Origin of the sequence: Streptomyces sp. NPDC006174 (assembly GCF_040614075.1) — a bacterium.
In the GTDB taxonomy this organism is placed as follows: domain Bacteria; phylum Actinomycetota; class Actinomycetes; order Streptomycetales; family Streptomycetaceae; genus Streptomyces.
Genome location: NZ_JBEXTJ010000006.1, coordinates 149,217 through 170,384, shown reverse-complemented (window position 1 = coordinate 170,384; position 21,168 = coordinate 149,217). Strand labels below are relative to the sequence as shown.

Here is a 21,168-nt window from a genome sequence, read left to right as displayed (position 1 = left end):
AAGTCCAACAACGTGTCTAGACTGCGTCGCATGCCACGTCAGCAGCCCGCCGCCCCACGCCCCGTCAGACGCCGGAGCTACGACCAGTTCTGCGCCACAGCCCGCGCCCTCGACTCCGTCGGCGACCGGTGGACGCTGCTGATCGTCCGCGAACTGCTCGCCGGACCTCGCCGCTACACCGACCTCCACGCCGACCTGCCCGGCGTCTCCACCGACGTCCTGGCCTCCCGCCTCAAGGACATGGAGCAGAGCGGCCTCGCCGTACGCCGCAAACTCCCGCCGCCCGCCGCCGCCTCGGTCTACGAGCTGACCGAACGCGGCCACGGCCTGCTCCCGGTCCTCGCCGCCCTGGCCGAGTGGGGAGCGCCCGCACTCACCGAACGCCGTCCCACCGACGCCGTGCGCGCCCACTGGTTCGCTCTGCCGCTGCTGCGCGCGCTGCCGGGGCTCACTCAGGAAGGCGTCCTCGAAGTGCGGCTGGACGAGGGCGAGTTCCATGTCCGCACGGGAGTGGGCGCGGCGGTGGAGTCGGAAGGCGAGCCGTACGGGTTCGGCCCGGCGGTGCGGCCCGATGCCCGCATCACGCTGGACGCCGAGCTGTGCCTGGCGCTGGGACGCGGCGAGGTCACGCTCGCGGAGGCGGTCAAGGACGGGCGGATCGAGGTGGCGGGGGAGGGGGCGCTCGCCGCCGAACTGCGCGGCGGGTGACGCGGGGCCGCGTCGGCCGGGATGGATCATGGAGGCGTGCGACCACCGAGGCCGCGTCTTCCGGCAGGGATGATGGAGGCGTGCGACTCGAAGCGATCACCTGGGAACGGCTGGCCGGCGAGCTGGCCCGGCACGCCGACGGCCTCGCCGCCGCCGACGGAGCGCCCTGGCTCACCCTCGGCATCGACGGCGCCCCGGCCGCCCGCACCAGTGACCTGGCGGAACGCCTCGCCGATGAGCTGAGGCTGCGCGGCCGGTCGGTGCTCGTGGTCTCCACCGAGGGCTTCCTGCGGCCGGCGAGCCTGCGGTTCGAGTACGGGAAGGAGGACCCGGACGCGTACGCGGACAGCTGGTTCGACACGGGCGCGCTCTGGCGCGAGGTGTTCGGGCCGCTGGAGGCGGGCGGTACCGGGCGGGTGCTGCCCGATCTGTGGGACCCGGTGACGGACCGGGCCACGCGCACGCCGTACCACCGGCTGCCGGAGGGCGGCGTGGTGATCGTGCACGGGCCGCTGCTGCTCGGCCACTGGTTCCCGTTCGCGCTGAGCGTCCATGTGCGGCTCTCGCCGGGCGCGTTGCGACGGCGTACGCCGGAGGAGGAGCGGTGGACGCTGCCGGCTTTCGCGCGGTACGAGGAGGAGGCGGCGCCCGCCGACGCGGCGGACGTGACCGTGCGCGCGGACGACCCGCACCATCCGGCGTGGTCGGGGCTGGACGGCCTCTAGGGCTCGTTCTGCCCAGGTGGGCGGCCGCCCACCGTGGTCACCGCCTCGGCCCCGGCCCGGCAGCCCTCCGCCGCCGCGGCCTCGTCGTCCGCACCGGCCAGCAGAGCCGCGAGGAACCCGCCGGTGAACGCGTCACCCGCCCCCGTCGAGTCGACCGGCTCCCGGACCGCCGGTGCCCGGACCCGGCCCGTCACCACGCCTCCGGCGGCCACCAACGCACCCCGCTCGCCCAAGGTGACGGCGACCCGTGGAAACGTACGGCTCAACTCGGCCGCCGCTTCCTCCGGTTCGGGCAGTCCGGTCAGCAGCCTGGCCTCGTCCGCGTTCGGCAGCAGCAGCTCGGCCCCGTCGGCGAGCTCCAGGAACCGCTTCGGCCCCAGCTCCGCGAGGAACCCCGCCGACGCCGGATCCACACTTACCGGAACGCCTCGTTTCACAGCCGTACGCAGAGCGAGCAGCGCCGTGACACGGCTCGCCGCGGCGAACAGGAGATAGCCGGAGAGGTGCAGCCGTCCCACGCCGTCCAGCATCGACGGTGCGAAGTCCTCGGTGGCCAGGCGCAGTACGGCCCCGCTGTCGGTGAGGAACGTCCGCTCGGCGGCGGCGTCCACCAGCGCGATGACGGTCGCGGTCGCCACCTCGTCGTCCACCGCCAGCAGCGCCCGCACCCCGGCCCGCTCCAGCGCCTCCCGGTGCCAGGCGGCGGACTCCACGCCGGCCCGCGCCACCAGCGCCACGTCCCGGCACCCCGAACGCACCGCCCAGCACGCCACGTTGGCGCCCGCACCGCCCGGCACGCTCAGAATGTGGGCGGCGGTGTCCGTGCCGTGGACGAGCGGAGAGCCGTGCCGTGCCACGACGTCGGTGACCACCTCGCCGACCACGAGGAGCCCGCGCCCGGTCGCCGGGCCCGCGTCGGTCACCGTACGGCCGCCGCTGCGGCGATCCGTGCCGCGAGCCGCACGTTCCCGCGCACCGCCGCCAGATTCGCCTCCAGCGACGCTCCCTCGGTCCGCCGCATCAACTGGTCCAGCAGGAACGGCGTCACGCCCTGCCCGGAGATCCCACGCTCCCGGCACGCGTCGAGCGCCTCGGCGAGCACCCGGTCGTGCAGCGCCGGATCCAACTGGTCCTCCTCCGGTACGGGATTGGCGACGATCAGCGCGGCTTCCGGGCCGCCCAGCGCCTCCTTGGCCCGGACCACCTCCACCACCTCCTCCGGGCTGTGCACGGTCCAGTCGACCGGTTGGCCGGAGCTGCTCAGGTAGAAGCCGGGGAAGTGGCCGGTGCCGTATCCGAGGATGCCGACGCCCAGGGTCTCCAGCCGCTGGAGCGTCGCCGGGACGTCGAGGATCGACTTCACGCCCGCGCAGACCACCGTGATCCCGGTGCGGGCGAGCAGCCGCAGGTCGGCGGACTCGTCCTGGCTGTCGGCCCATTCCCGGTGGACGCCGCCGAATCCGCCGGTGGCGAAGAAGCGCAGGCCAGCCCGCGCCGCGAGGAACGCCGTCGCGGAGACCGTGGTCGCTCCGCTCGCTCCGAGCGCGAGGGCGGGCGCGAGATCGCGGTGGCCCAGCTTCCGGACCTCCGGGTCGGCGGCCACCCGCTCCAACTGGTCCTTCTCCAGACCCACATGGGCCTCACCGTCCAGAACGGCGATGGTCGCCGGGACGGCGCCGGCGGACCGGACGATCCCTTCCAGTTCGACGGCCACCTTGAGGTTGCGCGGACGCGGCAGTCCGTGCGCGATGATCGTCGACTCCAGGGCCACCACGGGCAGTCCGCCGGCCAGGGCCGCGCGTACCTCGGCGGAGAGGACCGGCTCGTAGGAGGTGTCGCTGTTCTGTGGCATGTCCCCATCCCTGTCGCGGGCGGGAGGGCCGCAAACCACGGGAGGACGGGTTCCGGCCGGTCCTGGTGACGGGTCGGCCGGAAGTGGTCGCTAAGGTGACCGGCCATGACGACAAACGACCAGGCCCCCGCCTCCTTCGCCGTACACATCCCGGACGCCGAGCTCGAACCGGAGCCGCTGGATCCGGCCCAGATCGTCTCGGGCGAGCCCGAGGTGACGGGCAAGGTGCTGTGGGAGTCCGCCGACGGCACGCAGGTGCGCGGGATCTGGCAGATCACGCCGGGCGTGGTCACCGACACCGAGGCGAACGAACTGTTCGTGGTCGTCAGCGGACGGGCGACCGTGGCGGTGGAAGGCGGCGCGACGCTGGAGATCGGTCCGGGGGACGCCTGTGTCCTGCGGGAAGGTGACCGGACGACGTGGACGGTCCACGAGACGCTGCGCAAGGCGTACCACATCAGCCTCTGAGGCTCGGTGGTTCAGCCTCCGGCGATGGAAGGCCTCATGCTCCGCCGCAGCGCCAGCGCGGCCACCGGCAGCAGCAGCGCGGCACCGACGGCGTTCAGTGGGCCGTACCCCCACTGGGCGACGATCACTCCGGCCGTCGCTCCGCCGATCCCGGCCGCCGCGTTCATGGACAGGTCCGACAGGCCCTGCACCGCCGCCCTGGCGTCCTGCGGCACGGAGTCGGTGAGCAGCGCCGAACCGGCGATCATGCCCGCCGACCAGCCGAGGCCGAGCACGAACAGGCCCAGAGCGGTCTGGCCGTGCCGTGGCCCGGCGGTGCCGGCGAGCAGCGCGGCGCAGCTCAGCAGACCGACCGCGAGGCCGATCACCGATAGCCGGCCGAACCGGTCGGCCAGCCATCCCATCACCGGTGAGAACGCGTACATGCCCGCGATGTGCCCGCTGATGACCAGCCCGATCAGCTGGAGACCGGCGCCGTGTCCGCCCAGGTGGACGGGGGTCATGACCATGATCGACACCATGGCGGTGTGCGACACGGTGACGGTGCCCAGCGCGAGCTTGGCCATCGGCGACTCACGGACAGCCGCGACCCCGGCGCGCAGGGACCGCTTCCGCGCTCCTTGCGGGCTCTGCGGAGCCAGGGCGCGGGCCGTGAGGAGCGGGTCAGGCCGCAGCAGTACGGCCACGATCACGCCGGCGAGCAGGAAGGCGACGGCGGACCAGAGGTAGGGGCCCGCGGTCTCGGGCACCGGCGTCTCGCGGAACACCCGGCCCGCCGGCGCCGCGATGTTGGGGCCCACCACCGAGCCGATCGTGGTGGCCCAGACGACGGTGGAGATCGCCCGGCCCCGCCGCTCCGGCCCTACCAGGTCGGCCGCCGCGAACCGGGCCTGGAGGTTGGCGGAGGACCCGGCGCCGAACGCGGCCATCCCGAGGAGCAGCAACGGGAAGCTGCGCACCACCGTGCCGAGGACCACCAGAGCACCGCCGAGCGCACCGATCAGATAGGCGAGCACCAGACCGGGGCGCCGGCCACGCGAGGTCATCAGGGCGGGCAGCGGCAGCGACAGCAGCGCCGTACCGGCGACGGACGCGGTCGGGGCCAGCCCGGAGAGCGCCTCGGAGCCGGTCACCTCGGTGGCCAGCATCGGAGCCAGCGCGATGCCGATGGCCACACCGAGGCCGCCGAGTATCTGGCTGACGACGAGCACGGCCGAGGTCCGGCGCTGGAGCGCGGGCAGCGTGGCGGCGGTGATCGGAGGCGCGGAGCGGAGGAGTGATGGTGTCACCGGCGCAGTGTGCCATTGGATGAACGGCGTGTTGCACCCGTCCGAGTGAACCGGCCGCCGATGCGTTCGGGAAGCGCCCGGGAATCGCGCCTGCGCCACGTCACGGCCGTAGCGAGAGGCTCCTGAAAAGGCTCCGGGACAGCCTCTGCCTGAGACAGCCTCCGCCGGAACAGCCTCTGCCGAAGCAGCAGGCCTTAGAACAGCGGCTGCGGCAGCACTCCCTCCAGCGCCAGCAGCTGCCGCTTCGTCTCCAGCCCGCCTCCGAACCCGCCGAGGCCGCCGTCGCTCTCCACCACCCGGTGGCACGGCACCACCACCGGCAGCGGGTTCGACCCCATCGCGGCCCCCACGGCCTGCGCGCCTTCCGGCCGGCCGACCCGCGCGGCCAGCTCCCCGTACCCGACGACCGTCCCGTACGGCACTCCGGACTCCAGCTCGCGGAGCACCTCGCGGTGGAAACCGGCCGTCAGCGACCAGTCCAGCTCCAGGCCGAAGTCCTGCCGCTCACCCGCGAAGTAGGCCGCGAGCCTGCGTATCGGCTCGGCGAGCCGCTCCGAGCCGGGCGCCTCCACCGGCTCCGCGCCGAGCCGGGCCCGCAACTGGGCGAGGGCCGCGTCCCGCACGTCGGGACGCGCGTGGAAGGCCACGCTCACCAGACCGGCGGAGGTCGCGGCGAGCAGCATCGGTCCGATCGCGCTCTCCACGACGGACCACTCGACGGCCGGCTCCCCACCGGGCCCGTAGCTGTTCATGCCGTCCACGGTACGACCGGCCCCTGACAACGCCGGGCCCGTCGGCGGAGACCGACCGGCCCGGCGCCTGCCTCCGCCGCGTCAGCGCGTCGCGTCACGCACCACGTCGGGATAGTTGGTGATGATGCCGTCCACGCCGTAGGCGTGGACCTTGGCCGCGTTCGCCGCGTCGTTGACCGTCCAGGTGCTGACCCGCAGCCGCTTGCCGTGCGGGCCCTTGAGCCGCTGCACGGCCGCCACGTAGTCGGCGTCGATCGTCGCGTACGAGGGATTGATCTGGTCGGTGAACGCCGCGTACCCGGGGAGGTCGGCCACCGGCGGGGTGCCCAGGAAGCCGGTGGTGATGTCGGGGCGCAGGGCGTGCACCTCCTTGACGCTGTCGGCGCCGAAGCTCTGTATGACCAGCCGGTCCCGTACGTGCGAGCGGTCCAGCCATCCCGCCTGGCCCAGCACACGCAGGATGTCCCGCTCGATGCCCGGGTAGGTGGCCGGGCTCTTGATCTCCAGGAGCAGCTTCTGCCGGTTGCGCTCCAGCCGGTTCACGAACTGGCTGAGCGTCGGCACCCGGGTGCCGGTGAACTGGGACCCGAACCAGCTGCCCGCGTCGAGCTTCGCGATCTCCGCGGCGGTGAAGTCCTTGACCGCCCACGGAGCGCGGCCGGGGAAGACCTCCTCGACGTTCGTCGTGCGCTTCAGGTCGGTGTCGTGCAGCACGACGAGCACACCGTCCTTGGTGCGGTGGACGTCATTCTCCACCCACTCGACGGAGAGCGCCTTCGCGGCGTCCGCGGCGGCGAGCGTGTTCTCCGGCGCGTAGCCCGAAGCGCCCCGATGGGCCACGACGACCGGGCTCGTCCGCGGGTCGGAGGTCAGGGCGGCCGTCTCCTGCGGATGGGCGGCGGGCAGCAGCAGCGCGCCGGCGCCGAGCACGGCCGCGGCGGTGGAGGCGGTTGCGGTGCGTACGGACACGTGGACTCCTCGTATCGGAGTGTGCGGACACGGCGAGACTGTCAGCGGCCCGCCAACGCCGTGCGGGGCGGCGATGGCCGCGGAGTGAACGGATTCGCGGAATCCGCGCGACCTGAGTGACCAGGAGGAGCCACCGCAGTGGCCAGGAGCCACCTGAGTGGCCCGGGGAACACACCGGACGGCCGGGAGCACGGTCCCGGGCCGATAAAATGTGTTCCCTACATATGCCTGTCGGGCCCTGGGGGACACCCATCGAACCCGGGCTTTCTCGAAGGGCGTGCCGGAGTGCAGGGAACGGTTGACGGATTCACCCATGGCCCGGTGATCCCGGTCCTGGCTTTCCTCGTGGCCTGCCTGGGAGCCGCTCTGGGGCTCCGCTTCACCGTCAGATCTCCCCGCACGGCACGCTCCTTCAAGGCCGGCCGGCTGGCGCTCGGTGCGCTGTCCATCGGCTCCGGGATCTGGACCATGCACTACGTGGCGATGACGGGCTTCACCGTCGTGGAGGCACCGCTCTCCCACGACAAGCCCTACATCCTCGCCGGCCTGGCCGTGGCGGTCGTGATGGCCGGCGTCGGCCTCTTCATTGTCGGGTACCGGGGCGCGACCCGCATGGCGCTGATCACCGGCGGCACCCTCACCGGCCTCGGCATCGCCTCCACGCACTACCTGGGCATGGCGGGCATCCGCTTCCGGGGACACTTCACGTACGAGACACCTCTGGTCGTCCTCTCGGTCCTGATCGCCGCGACCGCCGCCACCGCCGCGCTCCGCGCCGCCCTCTCCACCCGCGCGCTCCTCTCCGGCCTGGGCGCGGGCGCCATGATGGCCGTCGCGGTGACCGGGATGCACTACACCGGGATGGCCTCGCTCGGCGTGTACCTGCACCCGACAGCGCCCGGCCTCACCTCCGACCACCTCACACCGGACTGAGCGCTTCCGCCGCTGCCGCGCGAGCGTGCGGGACGGGGCCCGTTGCGCCGATCCGAGGCCGTTGTCAGTGGGTGGCCGTACGGTGGTTGCATGCGGCCCGTTTCCAAGATCGAACGTTCGGTGGCGCCTTTCGAGGTCGTCAGTCCCTACCAGCCCAGCGGCGACCAGCCGGCGGCCATCGCCGAGCTGGACCGGCGTATCCGCGCAGGTGAGAAGGATGTCGTCCTGCTCGGCGCGACCGGCACCGGCAAGTCGGCGACCACCGCCTGGATGATCGAGAAGCTGCAGCGCCCCACCCTGGTGATGGCGCCGAACAAGACGCTCGCCGCCCAGCTGGCCAATGAGTTCCGCGAGCTCCTGCCGAACAACGCGGTGGAGTATTTCGTCTCGTACTACGACTACTACCAGCCCGAGGCGTACGTCCCGCAGTCGGACACCTACATCGAGAAGGACTCCTCGATCAACGAGGAGGTCGAGCGGCTGCGCCACTCGGCGACCAACTCGCTGCTCACCCGGCGCGACGTCGTCGTGGTCGCCTCCGTCTCCTGCATTTACGGCCTCGGCACGCCGCAGGAGTACGTGGACCGCATGGTCCAGCTCAAGGTCGGCGAGGAGACCGACCGCGACCAGCTGCTGCGCCGGTTCGTGGAGATGCAGTACACGCGCAACGACCTCGCCTTCACCCGCGGCACCTTCCGGGTGCGCGGCGACACCATCGAGATCTTCCCGGTCTACGAGGAGCTCGCCGTCCGCATCGAGATGTTCGGCGACGAGATCGAGGCCCTCTCCACGCTGCACCCGCTGACCGGCGAGGTCATCAGCGAGGACCAGTCGCTCTACGTCTTCCCCGCCAGCCACTACGTGGCCGGACCCGAGCGGCTGGAGCGGGCCGTCCGGGGCATCGAGGAGGAGCTGGAGCAGCGCCTGGCCGAGCTGGAGAAGCAGGGCAAGATGCTGGAGGCCCAGCGGCTGCGGATGCGCACCACGTACGACATCGAGATGCTCCACCAGATCGGCAGCTGCTCCGGCATCGAGAACTACTCGATGCACTTCGACGAGCGGGCCCCCGGCACCGCGCCCAACACCCTCCTCGACTACTTCCCCGAGGACTTCCTGCTCGTTCTCGACGAGTCGCACGTCACCGTGCCGCAGATCGGCGCGATGTACGAGGGCGACGCCTCCCGCAAGCGGACGCTCGTCGACCACGGCTTCCGGCTGCCGTCCGCCATGGACAACCGCCCGCTGAAGTGGGAGGAGTTCCTCAAGCGGATCGACCAGACGGTCTACCTCTCCGCCACCCCGGGCAAGTACGAGCTCTCGCGCGGCGACGGCTTCGTCGAGCAGATCATCCGCCCCACCGGCTTGGTCGACCCCCAGATCGTCGTCAAGCCGACCGAGGGCCAGATCGACGACCTGGTGCACGAGATCCGCAAGCGCACCGAGCGCGACGAGCGGGTCCTGGTCACCACCCTCACCAAGAAGATGTCGGAGGACCTCACCGACTACTTCCTGGAGCTCGGCATCCAGGTCAGGTATCTCCACAGCGACGTCGACACCCTGCGCCGCATCGAGCTGCTGCGCGAGCTGCGCTCCGGTGAGTACGACGTCCTGGTCGGCATCAACCTCCTCCGCGAGGGCCTCGACCTTCCCGAGGTCTCCCTCGTGGCCATCCTCGACGCCGACAAGCAGGGCTTCCTGCGCTCGGGCACCTCGCTCATCCAGACCATCGGCCGCGCCGCCCGAAACGTCTCCGGCCAGGTCCATATGTACGCGGACAAGGTCACCCCGGCGATGGCGCAGGCCATCGACGAGACGAACCGCCGCCGCGAGAAGCAGATCGCGTACAACACCGAGCGCGGTCTCGACCCGCAGCCGCTGCGCAAGAAGATCAACGACATCGTGGCCACCATCGCCCGCGAGGAGATCGACACCGAGCAGCTCCTCGGCACCGGCTACCGGCAGGGCAAGGAGGCCAAGACGCCGGTGCCGACGCTCGGCGCCAAGGCGGCCAAGGGCGGCGCCAAGACCAAGGGCGCCTCGCCCGGTGCGGTGGTCAGCGACCGTCCCGCGGCCGAACTGGCCGGGATCATCGAGGAGATGACCGACCGGATGCGGGCCGCCGCCGCCGACCTGCAGTTCGAGGTCGCCGCCCGGCTGCGTGACGAGGTGGGCGAGTTGAAGAAGGAGCTGCGCCAGATGAAGGAGGCGGGCCTCGCCTGAGGCCCGGCCCGCCGGACGGCCCACCGGCGCGCGGCGACCGCCGTCCGCCGGTGGCTCGCCCGGTGTGTTGCAAGACCGACACAAAAACGGACCGAAGCTGCTGCCGCGCCGGGGGGAATGCGTAGGGTGCGGGGAAACCGCACACGGACGGTTGCGGGGCAATGCCGAGAGGGGACAGCGCGTGACGGTCAACATGACCAAGGGTCAGGCCATCAGCCTGCAGAAGAGCGACGGGGGGACCCTGACGGCGGTACGGATGGGGCTCGGCTGGCAGGCGGCTCCGCGCCGCGGTCTGTTCGGCTCGCGCACCCGCGAGATCGACCTGGACGCCTCGGCGGTGCTCTTCGCCGACAAGCAGCCGGTCGATGTCGTGTTCTTCCGTCACCTCGTCAGCGACGACGGCTCGGTCAAGCACACCGGCGACAACCTGGTCGGCGGCGCCGGCTCCGGCGGCGACGACGAGGCGATCCTCGTCGACCTCCAGCGCGTCCCGGTCCACATCGACCAGATCGTCTTCACGGTGAACTCCTTCACCGGCCAGACGTTCCAGGAGGTCCGACACGCCTTCTGCCGCATCGTGGACGAGACCAACGGCCAGGAGCTCGCCCGGTACACGCTGGACGGCGGCGGCCAGTACACCGCCCAGATCATGGCCAAGGTGCACCGCGCGGGCAGCGGCTGGCAGATGACGGCCCTCGGAAACCCGGCCAACGGCCGCACCTTCCAGGACCTGATGCCCTCCATCCTGCCCCACCTGTAGGCGGACCGGACCGGATCAGGCCGGCACCGGCACCTGCGGCTCCCGGAGACACCCGCCTCCGGGAGCCGCACCGCGCGCGGGGCGCGGGCACAGCACACATCGTCGAGGGGGACAGCGCAATGACGGCCGAACTGGTCCGCGGGCAGAACCACACCTTGCCCCAGACCCGTCTGGAGATCCGGGTGTCGGCGGGCACACCCGTCGTGGCCGGCGCCACCCTCGGCGACGAGAACGGCGTGGTGCGCGGCGCCGAGTGGATCGCCCACCCCGGCTCGCCCCAGCTCCCCGGCCTCGAAGTCTCCCAGCAGGCCGCGGCCGGCCACCGCCTCGCCGTCGACCTGGAGGCCCTGCCCGAGGCGGTCCACCGGGTCACCGTGCTGCTCGCCCTCCCGGTCGGCGCGGGCGGCCCGGCCCGGTTCGGCGCCACCGCCGCGCCCTTCGTCGCCGTCACCGGGCTCGACGGCACCGAGATCGCCACCTTCACGCTCACCGGCCTCGACACCGAGTCGGCGGTCACCGCCCTGGAGCTCTACCGCCGCCAAGGCGCCTGGAAGGTCCGGGCCGTCGGCCAGGGGTACGCGGCCGGGCTGGCCGAGATGCTCGCCGACCAGGGCCTGTCCGGTGCGGCCGAGCTGGCCGCGTCCATCCAGGAGGCGGTCGCCCGCTCCCTGGCCCGCTCGGTGGCCCCGCCACCGCCCCGCACGCCCGAAGGCGACCACGTACGCCACGCCTCCGGCTCCTCGGACCCCGGCCCCGCGCCCGCCGCGCCTCCGGCAGCCACCCCCGTACAACCATCACCAGACCCCGACCCGACCCCCGGCGGCCCCATCGACTACGCGCACCCGCGCCGTCAGCACGCCGCCCCGCCGACGCCGCCGCCCACCGCGCCCCCGGCACCGCCCGGGCAGGCCGCGCAGCCGGTGGCCGGGGACGCCACCGGCTGGTCGATGGACGAGCGGCTCTACAACCAGATCTGGGGCATGTTCGAGGACCTGGCACGGGCTGCCGCGGCCTACCGCAGCGCCGTGGACTTCGCCGAGTCCCGGATGGACCAGGAGCTCGACCGGTCGCTGTCCGACCCGCGCAACCGGATCGGTGGCGCGGGCGACCGGGTCCGCGAGGAGGCCCGCGCCAAGCGCGACGAGCTGACCGCCCGGGCCCGTGAGGTCCTCGACCGCGACCTCGCGCAGCTGGCCGCCGAGGCCGCCGTCGTCGAGCCCGCGCTCCCGGCCGCGTACGCCGGCTGGGACAACCCCGTCTGGCACGCCCACCGCATCCCGATGGAGCTGCCGATGGCCCTGCGCCTGGGCGACCTCCATCTGCCCGAGCGCACCGACCTGCGCATCCCGCTGCTGGTCCGGCTGCCGCTGGAGCGGGGGATGTGGGTGGACAGCGGGCGTACGGCCTCCGAGGCCGCCGCGCTCATGGACGGCGACCGGCTCCGCCGCCTGGCGATGGAGACCGCCGTCCTGCACGCGGCCCGGCTGCTCGCGGTGTACCCGCCCGGCGAGTTCGCGGTGCACGTCATCGACCCGGCGGGCGCGGCGGCGGGGCCGCTCGCGCCGCTGGTCGACGCGGGTGTCCTCGCCGGACCGCCGGCCGCCGGGCCGCAAGGAGTGGCCGCGGTCCTCGCCCACCTCACCCGCCGCGTGGACCTGGTGCAGATGGCGGTGCGGGCCGGGGCGGCCGACTCGCTCCCGCCCGACCTGGACACCGGCGAGCAGCTCCTGGTGGTCAACGACTTCCCGCACGGCTTCGACGACCGGGCCGTCACCCAGCTCCGCTACCTCGCCGACGAGGGCCCGGCGGTCGGCGTGCATCTGCTGGTGGTGGCGGATCGCGAAGATGCGAGTGCGTACGGGCCGGTGCTCGACCCGCTGTGGCGGTCGCTGCTGCGGATCACTCCGGTCGCCGACAGCCACCTCGCCGACCCCTGGGTCGGTCACGCCTGGACATATGAGCCGCCGGTGACACCACCGGGCAGCCGCGTCCTGGAGCAGGTCCTCGCGGCGGTCACAGCGGCCCGCCGAGCTGCCGACCGTTGACCACCGACCGTACCTGACCTGCTTATTTTGATTCCTCTTTACCTTTTTCTTTACCTATCCTTGGTGGTACATGTACTGTACGGACCACGGAGGGGAGTACTCCTTACGCGACGTTCCCGTCAGTACGGACCGTGACCGGTCCCGGGGCGTCGGCCCGGCACGCATCCCGTGTGCCAGGGTGGAAGAGACCTCCGGCAGCGACGACGCTGATCAGTAGCCGTAGCGAACTGCCGGAGGCGCAGTGGACGTTTCATGGACCCTTTGGGCTCTGACCATCATTGGTCTGTCAGCCTTGATCGCCGTCGACTTCTTCATCGGGCGCAAGCCCCATGACGTGTCGACCAAGGAAGCCGGGATCTGGACGATCGTCTGGATCGCGCTGGCCGTCGTCTTCGGGCTCGGCCTGCTGGTGTTCGGCAGCAGCCAGGCGTCCGGCGAGTTCTTCGCCGGATTCATCACCGAGAAGTCGCTCAGCGTCGACAACCTCTTCGTCTTCGTCCTGATCATGGCGAAGTTCTCGGTGCCCTCGCACCTCCAGCAGCGTGTGCTGCTCATCGGTGTGCTCATCGCGCTGGTGCTCCGGGCGATCTTCATCGCCGCCGGTGCCGCCGTGATCGCGAACTTCTCGTGGGTGTTCTACATCTTCGGCGCGTTCCTGATCTACACCGCCTGGAAGCTCATCCAGGAGGCCCGGGCCGGCGAGGAGGAAGAGGAGTTCGAGGAGAACCGTCTCCTCAAGTCGATCGAGAAGCGCTTCGGCGTCTCCGACCAGTACTACGGCACGAAGCTCTTCATCCAGAAGCACGGCAAGCGCGTCATGACGCCGCTGATGGTGGTCATGCTCGCCATCGGCACCACCGACGTCCTGTTCGCGCTGGACTCGATCCCGGCGATCTTCGGCCTGACCCAGGACCCGTACATCGTCTTCACGGCCAACGCGTTCGCGCTGATGGGCCTGCGGCAGCTGTACTTCCTCATCGGCGGTCTGCTGAAGAAGCTGGTCCACCTCAGCTACGGCCTGTCGGTGATCCTCGGCTTCATCGGCGTCAAGCTGGTGCTGCACGCGCTGCACGAGTCCGGGGTGCACGTGCCGGAGATCTCCATCCCGTTCTCCCTCACCGTCATCTGCGGCGTCCTGGTGGTCACCACGATCACCAGCCTGATCGCGAACAAGAAGCGTGAGGCGGCCGAGGCCGAGGCGAAGAGCGTCGACGCTTCCGACGAGCAGCCGGAGAGCGTCAGCAGCTGACCCCGGGCCGCCGAGGGCGGCACAGGGATCCACCGGCAGCGGCCGGGGCGGAGGGGCGCGAGCCCGTCCACCCCGGCCGCTGTGCGTGTACGGGAGAGGAGTCCGGGGCCCACCGGCCCCGGACGGGAGAAACCGGGGTCACCAGCCCCGCGCGCGCCACTCCGGCAGGTGCGGCCGCTCGTCGCCGAGGGTCGTGTCGTTGCCGTGGCCCGGGTAGACCCAGGTCTCGTCGGGAAGCCGGTCGAACAGCTTCGTCTCGATGTCGTGCAGCAGGCTCGCGAACGCCTCGGGGTCCTTGTGCGTGTTGCCGACCCCGCCCGGGAAGAGGCAGTCGCCGGTGAACAGGTGCGGGGCGCCGTGCGGGTCGTCGTAGACCAGCGCGATCGAGCCGGGCGTGTGGCCGACCAGGTGGCGGGCGGTCAGCTCCACCCGGCCCACCGTGATCGTGTCGCCGTCCTCCACCGCCACGTCCGTGGCGACCGGGACGCCCTCGGCGTCGTACCGGCCGGCGTACGTACGGGCGCCGGTGGCCGCCACCACCTCGGCCAGCGCCTGCCAGTGGTCGCCGTGGCGGTGGGTGGTGACGACGGACGCGATGGAGTCGTCACCGATCAGCGCCAGCAGGGTCGCGGGCTCGGCGGCCGCGTCGATCAGGAGCTGCTCGCCGGTGGCCCGGCAGCGCAGCAGATAGGCGTTGTTGTTCATCGCGCCGACGGCGACCTTGGAGATCATCAGATCCGTCAGTTCGTGCACGCTCGCCGGTCCGCCGACCTTCACCGCTCCGCTGTACGTCATACGGATCACCCTAATCCGTATGACGTACAGCGGGGACGGAGTCCGGACAGCCGCTACAGCGGCGGCAGCCCCGGCAGCGCGCCACCGGTCACGGTCAGCGCCGAGCCGTCGCGGCGGCCGGCCAGCCAGCCCAGGAGATCGGCGGCCGTACCTCGTACGGACACGGCCGGGCCGTCCGCGCCGCCGCCCGTGGTCCAGGTGCGGCCGTCCTCGGCGGTCACCGTGGTGGCGGGGACGTCCGGGTGGCCGGCGAAGCGGTCGGTGAGGAAGGCGATCTCCCGCTCGGTGAAGTCCGCCGGCAGGTCCTCCAGCTCGTAGCCGACGTCCAGGTCGACATGGTGGATCTCCACCTCGATCAGGCGCCGGAAGGGGAGCCGGGACGCGGAGTCCGTCACACCGTTGCGGAGGGCGACCGTACGGGACCAGTCGGCCGGTTCGTCGGCCGCCGCCCGCAGGCGGTCCGCGCTCTCCCGGAAATCGGCCAGCTGCTCGTCCAGCGGGCGCGAGGCGCCGGCCGCGATGTCGGCGTCCCGCATTTCGCTGCTCGCGTACATCGGCAGACCCCGGAGAACATTTTCGAGCGCGTCGGCGTTACGTGACAAGTGGGTCAGGACATGGCCCCGACTCCATCCGGGCAGCCGTGACGGCTCGGCGAGTGCGGCGTTGTCCCACTTACCCGCTTCGTTGAGCAGTCGATCGGTCGCTTCGCGTACAGCTCCCAGGTCATGCGCATGATCCATCATGCGGCCGAGCCTAGCTCCGCCACTCATTCGGGTGAAGGAGTCCGAGCGCGACCGTTAATCGAATGTGCGTGCTATACGCTCGGAGGAGACAAAGCTTCCCACATCGCTGTGGCGCCCCCCATAACCTGGACCGGGGGCTGAGTTCCCCCGTTTCTCTCTAGAAAGGTGCGGACCGGCGTGGCCGACCGTCTCATCGTCCGTGGCGCGCGCGAGCACAACCTGAAGAACGTCTCGCTCGATCTCCCCCGTGACTCCCTCATCGTCTTCACCGGGCTCTCCGGGTCGGGCAAGTCGTCCCTCGCGTTCGACACGATCTTCGCCGAGGGCCAGCGGCGCTATGTGGAGTCCCTCTCCTCGTACGCCCGGCAGTTCCTCGGCCAGATGGACAAGCCGGACGTCGATTTCATCGAAGGTCTCTCCCCGGCCGTCTCCATCGACCAGAAGTCGACCTCGCGCAACCCGCGCTCGACGGTCGGCACCATCACGGAGGTCTACGACTACCTCCGGCTGCTCTTCGCGCGGATCGGCAAGCCGCACTGCCCCGAGTGCGGCCGCCCCATCGCCCGCCAGTCGCCGCAGGCCATCGTGGACAAGGTCCTCGGCCTGCCCGAGGGCAGCCGGTTCCAGGTGCTCTCGCCGCTCGTGCGCGAGCGCAAGGGCGAGTTCGTCGACCTCTTCGCCGACCTCCAGACCAAGGGGTACAGCCGCGCCCGGGTCGACGGCACCACCATCCAGCTCTCCGAGCCGCCCACGCTCAAGAAGCAGGAGAAGCACACCATCGAGGTGGTCATCGACCGCCTCACCGTCAAGGACAGCGCCAAGCGCCGGCTCACCGACTCGGTGGAGACCGCGCTCGGCCTCTCCGGCGGCATGGTCGTCCTGGACTTCGTCGACCTCCCCGAGGACGACCCCGAGCGCGAGCGGATGTATTCCGAGCACCTCTACTGCGCCTATGACGACCTCTCCTTCGAGGAGCTGGAGCCGCGCTCCTTCTCCTTCAACTCGCCCTTCGGCGCCTGCCCCGACTGCACGGGCATCGGTACGCGCATGGAGGTCGACCCGGAGCTGATCGTTCCGGACGAGGAGAAGTCGCTCGACGAAGGAGCGATCCACCCCTGGTCGCACGGCCACACCAAGGAGTATTTCGGCCGGCTGATCGGCGCGCTCTCCAAGGCGCTCGGCTTCCGCACGGACATCCCGTGGGCCGGCCTGCCGCAGCGCGCCAAGAAGGCCCTCCTGTACGGACACAAGATCCAGACCGAGGTCCGCTACCGCAACCGGTACGGGCGCGAGCGCGCTTACACCACGCCCGCCTTCGAAGGCGCCGTCCAGTTCGTCAAGCGGCGCCACACCGAGGCCGAGAGCGACTCCAGCCGCGAGCGCTTCGAGGGCTACATGCGCGAGGTGCCCTGCCCCACCTGTGAGGGCACGCGGCTCAAGCCGATCGTCCTCGCGGTGACGGTGATGGAGAAGTCCATCGCCGAGGTCGCCGCGATGTCGATCAGCGAGTGCGCAGAGTTCCTCGGCCGCCTCAAGCTGAACGTCCGCGACAAGAAGATCGCCGAGCGGGTCCTCAAGGAGGTCAACGAGCGGCTGAAGTTCCTGGTCGACGTCGGCCTGGACTACCTCTCGCTGAACCGCGCGGCCGGCACGCTCTCCGGCGGCGAGGCCCAGCGCATCCGGCTCGCCACGCAGATCGGCTCCGGCCTGGTCGGCGTGCTGTACGTCCTGGACGAGCCGTCCATCGGCCTCCACCAGCGCGACAACCACCGGCTGATCGAGACACTGGTCCGGCTCCGCGACATGGGCAACACGCTCATCGTCGTCGAGCACGACGAGGACACCATCAAGGTCGCCGACTGGGTCGTCGACATCGGCCCCGGCGCCGGTGAGCACGGCGGCAAGGTCGTCCACTCCGGCTCGCTCAAGGAGCTGCTGACCAACAAGGAGTCGATCACCGGCCAGTATCTGTCCGGCAAGCGGGCCATCCCGACGCCGGACATCCGCCGCCCGATCGACCCGGCGCGCAGCCTCACGGTGCACGGCGCCCGCGAGAACAACCTGCACGACATCGACGTCTCCTTCCCGCTCGGCGTGCTCACCGCCGTCACCGGAGTCTCCGGATCCGGGAAGTCGACCCTGGTCAACGACATCCTCTACACCCACCTGGCCCGCGAGCTGAACGGCGCCAAGTCGGTCCCCGGCCGCCACACCCGGGTCGACGGCGACGACCTGGTCGACAAGGTGGTCCACGTCGACCAGTCGCCGATCGGCCGGACGCCCCGGTCCAACCCGGCGACGTACACCGGCGTCTTCGACCACGTCCGCCGGCTGTTCGCGGAGACGATGGAGGCGAAGGTGCGCGGCTATCTGCCGGGCCGCTTCTCCTTCAACGTCAAGGGCGGCCGCTGCGAGAACTGCTCCGGCGACGGCACGATCAAGATCGAGATGAACTTCCTGCCCGATGTGTACGTCCCGTGCGAGGTCTGCCACGGCGCGCGCTACAACCGGGAGACCCTGGAGGTCCACTACAAGGGCAAGTCCATCGCCGAGGTGCTGGACATGCCGATCGAGGAGGGCCTGGAGTTCTTCGAGGCCGTCCCGGCGATCGCCCGCCACCTCCGTACGCTGAACGACGTCGGCCTCGGATACGTCCGGCTCGGGCAGTCCGCGCCGACCCTGTCCGGCGGTGAGGCGCAGCGCGTCAAGCTGGCGAGCGAGCTCCAGAAGCGCTCCACCGGCCGTACGGTCTACGTCCTGGACGAGCCGACCACCGGTCTCCACTTCGAGGACATCAGCAAGCTGATCACCGTCCTCTCCGGCCTGGTCGACAAGGGCAACTCGGTGATCGTCATCGAGCACAACCTGGACGTCATCAAGACCGCCGACTGGGTCATCGACATGGGCCCCGAAGGCGGCAACGGCGGCGGACTGGTCGTCGCCGAGGGCACGCCGGAGCAGGTCGCCTCGGTCCCGGCCAGCCACACCGGGAAGTTCCTCCAGGGGATCCTGGACGCGGACCGGATCAGCGAGGCCGCGCTGCCGTCGGGACGAGGGACGGCTCGTAAGACCGCCGCCCGGAAGACCACCACGGCGAAGAAGGCCACGGCGGCCGGTGCGAAGAAGACCGCCGCCACCAAGGCCACGGCGGCCAAGAAGGCGACGGCGGTCAAGAAGGCCACCGCCACCAAGGCCGCCACCGCGAAGAAGGCGACGCGCGCCCGCAAGGCGTGAGCTGACGACTGTGGCCCCCTCCCGCTCAGGAGGGGGCCACAGCCATGACCGGGACCGGGCCCGGCCGCAGGCCGTCCGTTCCCCGCCGGTATCGTCGGTTCCGTCACCGGCGGCAACAGCCTCCGCCGCCTCCCGGCGACACCGCCCCACCCCGAACACCGATCCGTGGAGTCCGCATGCCCGGCCTGCCCGCCGCCCGCCGTACCGTGCTGAAGGGCGCCGCGCTCGCCGGTGCCGCCGGGCTGGGAGCGGCCGCCTGCTCCACCGAGTCCAAGCTCGGCCACGCCAAGTCGCCCACGCCCACCGCACCCGTCGCGCTCGGCGAGGCATCCGAGGTGCCCGTCGGCGGCGCCAAGCTCTACCGCGAGCAGCGCCTGGTCGTGAGCTGCCCGGCGAAGGGTGAGTACAAGGCGTTCAGCGCCCAGTGCACCCACGGCGGCTGCGTCCTGACCAAGATCGAGGGCACCGAGGGCCACTGCGCCTGCCACGGCAGCCGCTTCGACACGACCACCGGCGAGGTCATCCAGGGTCCGGCCACCGTCCCGCTGCCCGCAGTGCCGGTCACGGCCGACGGCGGAAAGCTCGTCGCGGGCCCGGACGCCTGACCCCGGCCCCGCACTGCACGGCCCCGGTCCCACCCCACGTAACGCCGACACTCACTCCCAGTCCCAGTCGATCCCCACGAGCCCCGGCCGCACCCCTTCCTCCACCACGTGCACCGTCCGGTGCAGGCCGGTGAGCGTGAGGTCCCGGCGGGCCGCGCGGGCCGCACCGGCCGAGGACTGCTCGAACCGGCGGCACCGCACCGGCAGCGCGGCCCCGTCGAAGCCGACCTGGAGCACGTACTGCCCGCCGCCGAAGGTGAAGCCGCGCACGTACTCGTCGCTGGGCCCGCCCGTACCGTCCTCGAAGCCGTAGCCGAAGACGTACGTCTCGCCCGACCGCAGCCGGGTGTCGAAGAGCAGCTCCGCCACCAGCACGCCCGCCTCCGCGTCCCAGCGCACCCGCCCGGTCCGGCAGTTCTCACCGGCCCGGACCGCGATCCGCGACGGCTCGCACCCCGGATCGCCGCGGTGGACCGCCAGATAGCGGTCGACGCCGTCCCGGTGTGCGCGGACGACATGGAGCGAGGTACGGCCCGCCAGCTCGCGCCGCGCTCCGATCCGTACGCGCTCCTGGTGGTCCACGGTGTGCAGCCCGCCGTCCACCGGTGACTCCATCGCCGCCAGCAGCCGTTCCACCGCACCCGAGGACTCCAGCAGCGAGCGGTACGAGCGTGCCGCCGGGCGCTCTCCGTCGCCGCCGGAACCGTCGTCCCGCAGCAGCCGCAGCAGCGACTCGTCCGGCAGCGCCAGCACGTCCTCCAGTGCGCGGACGGCCCGCAGCGACTCGGGGCGGCGCGGCCGCCGTACGCCCTGCTGCCAGTAACTCAGGCTCGTCACCCCGACTTTGACGCCCCGGTGCGCCAGATGGTGCTGCACCCGGTGGAGCGGCAGCCCGCGCACCGAGAGGGCGGTGCGCAGGGCCAGATGGAAGGGGCCGGTGTCCAGCACCCGGTCCAGTTCTCTCTCGGTGTGCCGCATAGGGGCCTCCGGTGAACGTTCACGTGGGGGAGAGGCGACACCGCCCCCGGGGGATGCGGGGGAGCAGGTGAGGGGGCTGCGCCGTTCACACGGGCGTCGCGCCGTTCACACCGTGATGTCACTCCGCATTGAAGCGTGTTGACCTGCTCCGGACAACGGTCGATGCTCCTCATCAGCGTCCGGACGCGCTCCTCCGATCCCCGCCCCCCGCCTTGGGAGGAACGCCATGCGCAACCGAAGAATCCGTCCCCGAAAGCTGTCCTTCACCGCCCTTCTGGCCGCCGCCCTCCTCGCCGTCCCCGCGGCCACCGCCACCGCCACCGCAGTGGAGCCCGCGTCCCGGGACGGTGCCTCCATCGCCGCCGCGCAGCGCCTCGACATCACCATGCAGGCGCAAGCGAAGACCAACTGGTGCTGGGCGGCCGGCGGCAACACCATCGCCGCCTGGTTCGGCCGCAGCTACTCGCAGAACCAGTTCTGCAACGCCTCCTTCAACCGCTCGCAGAACACCGAGTGCCCCAACTCGCAGGCCACGCTCGGCAACGTCCAGACCGGACTGTCCTGGGCCGGCGTCCGGCCCGGCAGCTACGTCACCGGCTGGCTGCGCTACCCGACCGTCCAGGCCGAGATAGCCGCTCAGCGGCCCGTCGAGACCCGCATCCAGTGGTCGTCCGGCGGCGGCCACATGCACGTCATCTACGGCTACGACGACGCCAACAGCTGGGTGTACTGGGGCGACCCGTGGCCCTCCAGCGACCGTTACAACTGGGCCTCGCACTCCTGGTACGTGAACAACAACCAGTTCTCCTGGACCCACTCGCTCTACCGGATCGGGGCGTGAGG

Annotated in this window: 18 protein-coding genes and 1 pseudogene; 11 read left to right on the top strand and 8 right to left on the bottom strand. The window is 71.4% G+C overall.

What is annotated here, in order from left to right; genetic code table 11:
- Nucleotides 1-30 precede the first annotated feature (30 nt).
- Nucleotides 31-708, top strand: a complete 678-nt coding sequence (locus tag ABZ267_RS15465; RefSeq protein WP_356748644.1) for a winged helix-turn-helix transcriptional regulator — start codon at nucleotides 31-33, stop codon at nucleotides 706-708.
- Nucleotides 709-788: 80 nt separating this feature from the next.
- Complete coding sequence (locus tag ABZ267_RS15460; RefSeq protein WP_356748642.1) at nucleotides 789-1,433, top strand: uridine kinase; 645 nt, start codon at nucleotides 789-791, stop codon at nucleotides 1,431-1,433.
- Here the strand turns inward: ABZ267_RS15460 and ABZ267_RS15455 are convergent.
- Nucleotides 1,430-2,356, bottom strand: coding sequence for a PfkB family carbohydrate kinase (locus ABZ267_RS15455; RefSeq protein ID WP_356748640.1), 927 nt, complete (start codon nucleotides 2,354-2,356; stop codon nucleotides 1,430-1,432). The two genes, ABZ267_RS15460 and ABZ267_RS15455, sit on opposite strands and share 4 nt — an antisense overlap.
- Nucleotides 2,353-3,285 (bottom strand): pseudouridine-5'-phosphate glycosidase, encoded by a 933-nt coding sequence (locus ABZ267_RS15450; protein ID WP_356748638.1) that lies wholly within the window; start codon nucleotides 3,283-3,285, stop codon nucleotides 2,353-2,355. The genes ABZ267_RS15455 and ABZ267_RS15450 overlap by 4 nt, the downstream gene beginning before the upstream one ends.
- A 105-nt stretch (nucleotides 3,286-3,390) precedes the next feature.
- Between ABZ267_RS15450 and ABZ267_RS15445 the strand changes: the two genes are divergently transcribed.
- Nucleotides 3,391-3,753, top strand: a complete 363-nt coding sequence (locus ABZ267_RS15445) for a cupin domain-containing protein (protein WP_356748636.1) — start codon at nucleotides 3,391-3,393, stop codon at nucleotides 3,751-3,753.
- Nucleotides 3,754-3,764: 11 nt separating this feature from the next.
- On the opposite strand, the gene ABZ267_RS15440 is transcribed toward ABZ267_RS15445, so the two are convergent.
- The 3 genes from ABZ267_RS15440 to ABZ267_RS15430 all read right to left on the bottom strand — a co-directional run bounded on the left by ABZ267_RS15440 (nucleotide 3,765) and on the right by ABZ267_RS15430 (nucleotide 6,763).
- Entirely contained in the window at nucleotides 3,765-4,964 is a 1,200-nt protein-coding gene (locus ABZ267_RS15440) for an MFS transporter (RefSeq protein ID WP_356748905.1), read from the bottom strand.
- A 272-nt stretch (nucleotides 4,965-5,236) separates the two neighbouring features.
- A complete protein-coding gene (locus ABZ267_RS15435; RefSeq protein WP_356748635.1) occupies nucleotides 5,237-5,794 on the bottom strand; it encodes a methylated-DNA--[protein]-cysteine S-methyltransferase in 558 nt (185 codons plus the stop codon).
- An 81-nt stretch (nucleotides 5,795-5,875) separates the two neighbouring features.
- Nucleotides 5,876-6,763, bottom strand: coding sequence for a glycerophosphodiester phosphodiesterase family protein (locus tag ABZ267_RS15430; RefSeq protein WP_356748633.1), 888 nt, complete (start codon nucleotides 6,761-6,763; stop codon nucleotides 5,876-5,878).
- A 285-nt stretch (nucleotides 6,764-7,048) separates the two neighbouring features.
- Here ABZ267_RS15430 and ABZ267_RS15425 point away from each other — a divergent pair.
- From ABZ267_RS15425 to ABZ267_RS15405, 5 genes and pseudogenes are all read left to right on the top strand, one after another.
- Nucleotides 7,049-7,663, top strand: a pseudogene (locus ABZ267_RS15425) (MHYT domain-containing protein); the annotation flags it as partial.
- A gap of 123 nt (nucleotides 7,664-7,786) precedes the next feature.
- The gene (gene uvrB / locus ABZ267_RS15420; RefSeq protein WP_356748631.1) at nucleotides 7,787-9,916 is read left to right on the top strand and encodes an excinuclease ABC subunit UvrB; all 2,130 of its coding nucleotides are present in this window, start codon (nucleotides 7,787-7,789) and stop codon (nucleotides 9,914-9,916) included.
- Between the two features lie 181 nt (nucleotides 9,917-10,097).
- A complete protein-coding gene (locus ABZ267_RS15415) occupies nucleotides 10,098-10,676 on the top strand; it encodes a TerD family protein (protein WP_015607863.1) in 579 nt (192 codons plus the stop codon).
- A gap of 119 nt (nucleotides 10,677-10,795) precedes the next feature.
- Nucleotides 10,796-12,721 carry a TerD family protein gene (locus ABZ267_RS15410; RefSeq protein WP_356748629.1) on the top strand — a complete coding sequence of 642 codons (1,926 nt, stop codon included), beginning with the start codon at nucleotides 10,796-10,798 and terminating at the stop codon, nucleotides 12,719-12,721.
- Nucleotides 12,722-12,962: 241 nt separating this feature from the next.
- On the top strand, nucleotides 12,963-13,970 hold the full coding sequence (locus tag ABZ267_RS15405) for a TerC family protein (protein WP_356748627.1): 1,008 nt from the start codon (nucleotides 12,963-12,965) through the stop codon (nucleotides 13,968-13,970).
- Between the two features lie 138 nt (nucleotides 13,971-14,108).
- On the opposite strand, the gene ABZ267_RS15400 is transcribed toward ABZ267_RS15405, so the two are convergent.
- Both ABZ267_RS15400 and ABZ267_RS15395 read right to left on the bottom strand, forming a co-directional pair.
- Nucleotides 14,109-14,765 carry an MBL fold metallo-hydrolase gene (locus ABZ267_RS15400; RefSeq protein WP_356748625.1) on the bottom strand — a complete coding sequence of 219 codons (657 nt, stop codon included), beginning with the start codon at nucleotides 14,763-14,765 and terminating at the stop codon, nucleotides 14,109-14,111.
- A 53-nt stretch (nucleotides 14,766-14,818) separates the two neighbouring features.
- Nucleotides 14,819-15,508 carry a maleylpyruvate isomerase family mycothiol-dependent enzyme gene (locus tag ABZ267_RS15395; RefSeq protein ID WP_356748623.1) on the bottom strand — a complete coding sequence of 230 codons (690 nt, stop codon included), beginning with the start codon at nucleotides 15,506-15,508 and terminating at the stop codon, nucleotides 14,819-14,821.
- A gap of 177 nt (nucleotides 15,509-15,685) precedes the next feature.
- Here ABZ267_RS15395 and uvrA point away from each other — a divergent pair, with 177 nt between their 5' ends.
- Together uvrA and ABZ267_RS15385 are read left to right on the top strand one after the other, a co-directional pair.
- The gene (gene uvrA / locus ABZ267_RS15390; RefSeq protein ID WP_356748621.1) at nucleotides 15,686-18,742 is read left to right on the top strand and encodes an excinuclease ABC subunit UvrA; all 3,057 of its coding nucleotides are present in this window, start codon (nucleotides 15,686-15,688) and stop codon (nucleotides 18,740-18,742) included.
- Nucleotides 18,743-18,918: 176 nt separating this feature from the next.
- Nucleotides 18,919-19,347, top strand: coding sequence for a Rieske (2Fe-2S) protein (locus ABZ267_RS15385; protein ID WP_356748619.1), 429 nt, complete (start codon nucleotides 18,919-18,921; stop codon nucleotides 19,345-19,347).
- 51 nt (nucleotides 19,348-19,398) lie between these two features.
- Here the strand turns inward: ABZ267_RS15385 and ABZ267_RS15380 are convergent, their stop codons facing one another.
- Nucleotides 19,399-20,325: a hypothetical protein gene (locus ABZ267_RS15380; RefSeq protein ID WP_356748617.1), complete on the bottom strand. Its 927-nt coding sequence runs from the start codon at nucleotides 20,323-20,325 to the stop codon at nucleotides 19,399-19,401.
- 226 nt (nucleotides 20,326-20,551) lie between these two features.
- On the opposite strand from ABZ267_RS15380, the gene ABZ267_RS15375 reads away from it, so the two are divergent.
- Nucleotides 20,552-21,166, top strand: coding sequence for a papain-like cysteine protease family protein (locus tag ABZ267_RS15375; RefSeq protein ID WP_356748615.1), 615 nt, complete (start codon nucleotides 20,552-20,554; stop codon nucleotides 21,164-21,166).
- Nucleotides 21,167-21,168: the final 2 nt, after the last annotated feature.

Excerpts from the sequence above, each read along its gene's own strand:
- ABZ267_RS15465 (WP_356748644.1), top strand. The coding sequence starts at position 31 with ATGCCACGTCAGCAGCCCGCCGCCCCACGCCCCGTCAGACGCCGGAGC.
- ABZ267_RS15380 (WP_356748617.1), bottom strand. The coding sequence starts at position 20,325 with ATGCGGCACACCGAGAGAGAACTGGACCGGGTGCTGGACACCGGCCCC.
- ABZ267_RS15385 (WP_356748619.1), top strand. The coding sequence starts at position 18,919 with ATGCCCGGCCTGCCCGCCGCCCGCCGTACCGTGCTGAAGGGCGCCGCG.
- ABZ267_RS15395 (WP_356748623.1), bottom strand. The coding sequence starts at position 15,508 with ATGATGGATCATGCGCATGACCTGGGAGCTGTACGCGAAGCGACCGAT.
- uvrB (WP_356748631.1), top strand. The coding sequence starts at position 7,787 with ATGCGGCCCGTTTCCAAGATCGAACGTTCGGTGGCGCCTTTCGAGGTC.
- ABZ267_RS15375 (WP_356748615.1), top strand. The coding sequence starts at position 20,552 with ATGCGCAACCGAAGAATCCGTCCCCGAAAGCTGTCCTTCACCGCCCTT.
- ABZ267_RS15450 (WP_356748638.1), bottom strand. The coding sequence starts at position 3,285 with ATGCCACAGAACAGCGACACCTCCTACGAGCCGGTCCTCTCCGCCGAG.
- ABZ267_RS15400 (WP_356748625.1), bottom strand. The coding sequence starts at position 14,765 with ATGACGTACAGCGGAGCGGTGAAGGTCGGCGGACCGGCGAGCGTGCAC.
- ABZ267_RS15445 (WP_356748636.1), top strand. The coding sequence starts at position 3,391 with ATGACGACAAACGACCAGGCCCCCGCCTCCTTCGCCGTACACATCCCG.
- ABZ267_RS15410 (WP_356748629.1), top strand. The coding sequence starts at position 10,796 with ATGACGGCCGAACTGGTCCGCGGGCAGAACCACACCTTGCCCCAGACC.
- ABZ267_RS15435 (WP_356748635.1), bottom strand. The coding sequence starts at position 5,794 with ATGAACAGCTACGGGCCCGGTGGGGAGCCGGCCGTCGAGTGGTCCGTC.